The sequence below is a fragment of the Alteromonas sp. a30 genome, assembly GCF_026788005.1.
GTDB lineage: Bacteria > Pseudomonadota > Gammaproteobacteria > Enterobacterales > Alteromonadaceae > Paraneptunicella.
The window spans coordinates 1-3,882 of the sequence record NZ_JABEPE010000047.1 but is presented as its reverse complement, the minus strand read 5'-3'; the positions used below and the strand labels follow the sequence as shown (position 1 = coordinate 3,882).

Below are 3,882 nucleotides of genomic sequence, written 5' to 3'. Positions count from 1 at the left end.
AAACGCTTTGTTTTCGCGGCTCTCGTAAGAAACAGGGTCTCAATCCTGACCAGCATGTTGCTGGCGTCGGTATTGTGGGTTTGACAGGCTTTATTGTCAACAATCGCAAGTGTTCGGGCTGTGTGAGAGCAGAGCTTATAAAATTTTCCTAAAATCTCCTTTCAAGCAGGATATATGTTCGCTTTACCAAAACAAGCAACTCAGTTAAGAGTAGAATTGTTGGCTATCCTGCTGTTAAAATTAGGGGATGTTTGCGAAGTGGTTAGGTTTGGGCATTGCGAATACCCTTTATTACCTAGAATTCGAAGTAAATTATCGTTTAGGAGTTTTATGGAACAAATTAGCCAATTAATCGCTTATAGTTTAGGCCCCATCCGCACGCGAGGTTTGCTTGCATTAATCCCTAGGGGTAATCCATCAAGAGTTTTGATTGTATATTGGACAGATTATGTGAGAACGTGGGTCATATGGGGATTCTCAGGAGTCCTCCTAGCTTATTTTCTCACCAGTTCACTCGGGAACTCTTATTTTTTAGAGTCCGCCAAGCAAATGCTCGCGCCACTATTTTGGAATATTGTAGTGGTTCTGGGCCTGCTATTTGTGCTTTTCGGTGCTTTGGCATATGCAGTTCAGTGGCAAAACATGTCGTCCTATTTTTTTCGCTCCTCATATGCTTTCCTGAAATTTTCATCAGAAGTAGGCGCACTTGGTTTTGGGGCCTTGTTAGGCCTGCTTTTTATAGCTTCTTATGAATCGGGTTTTAGCGGGTTTATTGACTACGTTCGTTTAGTCATGGGAATGACATTATTAGGTATTACTCTCGTCCTTAACCTGATCGTTTGGTGGGTCACTTACTGCTTGCATGAAGACGTTGAGACACCAGAATATTTTCGCTACATTGGTCAGCGGAAAAGGCTCTTGGCTGCGCTCTGTATTGTCTCTATCATTGGAATCAGCGCTATCTCCGCAAATACCACTCCTATCTCGTCGATGCAGCTGACCGCCTTTGGCGGCAGCTGATAGAAGCCTTATGCAACAAGGTCAGCCGTCACAATTTCTCACGAGGGCTTGTATAGCTAAGGTATTATTTTTGATAAATAGTTAACCCAAGCTGGTGTATTGGCTCCAGCTGAAGAAAGAGTAATAAACGCAAACTCTCTAATTTTTTCAAGAATATTCGGCTTTGCCTTGGCTATTTCTGTCGAAATAGCATGTATTTCTTGTTGATTATGCTGTTTTGCTGATTTTATCAATTGTTTTATTAATAACGTTAGATTATCGTCCTGCGTGTTAAGCTTTCCCAGTAATTCTTTAGCCAAATCAGCATTCTTCAGACTTAGATCCCTGTTATCTAGAAGGGCGCTATCAAGTTTATTTTTAAAAAAGGATAAATCTGAATCTTGTTTAGTTACAATGCCTTCAAGCATTCGTTGTTTTTCTTGAGACCACTTTAATTCACTTTCATAGTTAATCAATTGACGCTTTAAATCCATAATCTCTATCGGATCTTGAGTGTATTGTTCAGGCGATATTAACCCCGAGATTACGAGACCATATCTATTTAAATAGTCCTCGACAATTTCACGGTGTCCCTCTGGATGCTCAATTGTCATTGTCACTTTTAACCCGCTTTGCTCTATTGAGAAAGCCACGTCACCTTCCGGATACTTCTTCCTGAGTATTGCCCCAAAATTTTGTAGGATCGCTAAACCCGCAGAATGGTGCTCTGGTTCAAAGTTAATTGATTTAGAAATGCTGTTAGGTTTGCCAGCACGTGCTTTTGTGCGTTCAGCTTCTGTCAATCGAATCCACGCGTCAGCGTTTGCACGGTTTTTTTCAATTAATTTTTCATATATTAGAATTGCTTTGTCATATAAACCTTTCCCTTCATATAACTCGCCAATTTGAAGCCATTTTTTATTAGTGCCGGAAATTTGGGAATTTCGCAATAAAATATCTTCTACTAAGTGATACTGTTTGTGACTTATAAGAAAATTAAGATAACAATCTATTAGCTGATTCGTTTCTTTAATGCTGCGGAGTCGTTGAAAAAGAATAGTACCTTCTTCCTTGTTACAATGCTTTGCTGCAAGCTTAGCATAGCGTTCTGTTAATCGTACTTTGCTTATGATCTTCGAGGAAGCAAGAGCTTCTTCGAAGATCGAGAAAGCTTCAGAAACTTTTCCTTTTTCTTCAAGATAGTCAGCATACTTAATCCATGCTGTTGCAGTTTTAGGGTTTAATTGCCAAATTTGTTTTGGAGATAATGACGTAACCTCTGCGACCATATTCGATTTGCTCCGCCTGATAAATTTTAGGAGCTATAATATGCTACAATACGCAAATGTTACATAACAGGCGTTTAAGACAGATTCGCAACGCTTTGCACTTTTGAATCGAATTGGCTTTAGTGTTTACGGCACAACGGGTTAAGTTTAGTGGTAGTGTTGCTCACTACTTAACGCTAACCTCACCCCAATATCACCAATTCCCGCCGATCTACTGTCTTAACACTACCGCCCACCTTGTGTTTAATCTCAAGCTCTCGTAGTTCAAAGCCTTTAAACACCTCCCGAATATCTGGGTGGTCGTTAATGGAAATAACAAACTTTCCTTTGCAGCGTTTGGCTAAGTCTGCCATGTGTTCGTAGTTGTCGAATGTGAATTTGTTGCCGTAGCCTGTGGTTTCCCAGTATGGTGGGTCGAGGTAAAACACGGTGTTTTCGGTGTCGTAACGTTCTATGCACTTATCCCACGGCAAATGCTCTATTGTGGTTCTGGCAAGGCGTAAGTGGGCGTTGCTTAAGTCTTCCTCTATTCGGAGTAAGTTTAATTTTGGGCCGGTTGTTTTGGCTGTGCCAAAGGTTTGCCCTGTTACTTTGCCGCCAAAGGCGAGCTTTTGCAGGTAGTAAAACCGTGCGGCCCGTTGAATGTCGGTTAGGGTGTTAGGGTCGGTTTTTTTGGCGGTGATGAATTCTTCACGGCTCACTAAGGCCCAACGGAAGTGGCGCACGAATTCATCTAAGTGGTGTTTAACCACGCGGTATAAATTCACTAATTCGCCGTTAATGTCGTTAATGACTTCCGCCTTTGCTGGCTCTTTCATAAAGAAGATGGAAGCGCCGCCCGCAAAAGGCTCCACATAGGTTTGATAGCCATTCACATGGGGTAAGATTTCCTTTGCAAGTCTGCGCTTGCCGCCCATCCACGGGATAATTGCCTTTGACACGATTTTAACCTCTTTCACATCGTTGAAATTTCATAAGGGGTAAAGCTCACCACTTCTTCGCCAATCCAATCGTTTATTTCTTTGAATCGTTCTTGAAGTGGAATGAGTTCGTTGCGGTAAAACACGTTGCTCGCAGCTTCAGCAGAGCCAAAACCGCCCGTGTTTTGTGGAATAACGCCCATGATTTGCGGCGGCACACGGTGCGCGGCTAACACATCATCACGGGTCACGTTTTTAATGTTGAAGAATTCATCTTTTGCCGACACATCGGCAATGGGGATAATCTGAATACCGTCTTTTTTGCCATCCGGCGCATACATAAACAAATTGCGGAAATTGCCCGGCCCTTTGGCGCTTTTTAGGCTTTGGCGTAGCGCGTCGATGTCGTCTTCTTCATAGACCGTATCGGTCATGTAAAGGATGAATCCGGCGTGTGTGCCGTTCTCGTAATACTTGCGCCGGAACAAGGTGGCCGACTCATTCAACCATGCACTATTCAGCGCCGCTAAATACTCGGGCACGCCGTAAATTTCTTGGTTGATGTCCGGCTCTAGCAAATGAAAAACGCGGCCTTGCCCAAAGTAGTGTTTTTCACCATAGCCTTTTAAAAACAAAAAAGAGTCGTCTTTGGTTTTGCGGGTGTATTTGGCGGG

General features: G+C 42.7%; 4 protein-coding genes. 1 reads left to right on the top strand and 3 read right to left on the bottom strand.

Features of this window, described 5'->3' with window-relative positions; translation table 11 throughout:
• The first annotated feature begins 330 nt into the window (after positions 1-330).
• Positions 331-1,020 carry a hypothetical protein gene (locus HJG39_RS18855; RefSeq protein WP_268411917.1) on the top strand — a complete coding sequence of 230 codons (690 nt, stop codon included), beginning with the start codon at positions 331-333 and terminating at the stop codon, positions 1,018-1,020.
• Between the two features lie 56 nt (positions 1,021-1,076).
• Here HJG39_RS18855 and HJG39_RS18850 read toward each other — a convergent pair whose 3' ends face one another.
• The 3 genes from HJG39_RS18850 to HJG39_RS18840 form a co-directional block, all read right to left on the bottom strand.
• Positions 1,077-2,288 carry a tetratricopeptide repeat protein gene (locus tag HJG39_RS18850; protein WP_268411915.1) on the bottom strand — a complete coding sequence of 404 codons (1,212 nt, stop codon included), beginning with the start codon at positions 2,286-2,288 and terminating at the stop codon, positions 1,077-1,079.
• Positions 2,289-2,470: 182 nt separating this feature from the next.
• Positions 2,471-3,229, bottom strand: coding sequence for a DNA adenine methylase (locus tag HJG39_RS18845; RefSeq protein ID WP_268411913.1), 759 nt, complete (start codon positions 3,227-3,229; stop codon positions 2,471-2,473).
• Positions 3,230-3,243: 14 nt separating this feature from the next.
• The coding region (locus tag HJG39_RS18840) for a phage portal protein (RefSeq protein ID WP_268411910.1) at positions 3,244-3,882 on the bottom strand (639 nt) is incomplete at its 5' end.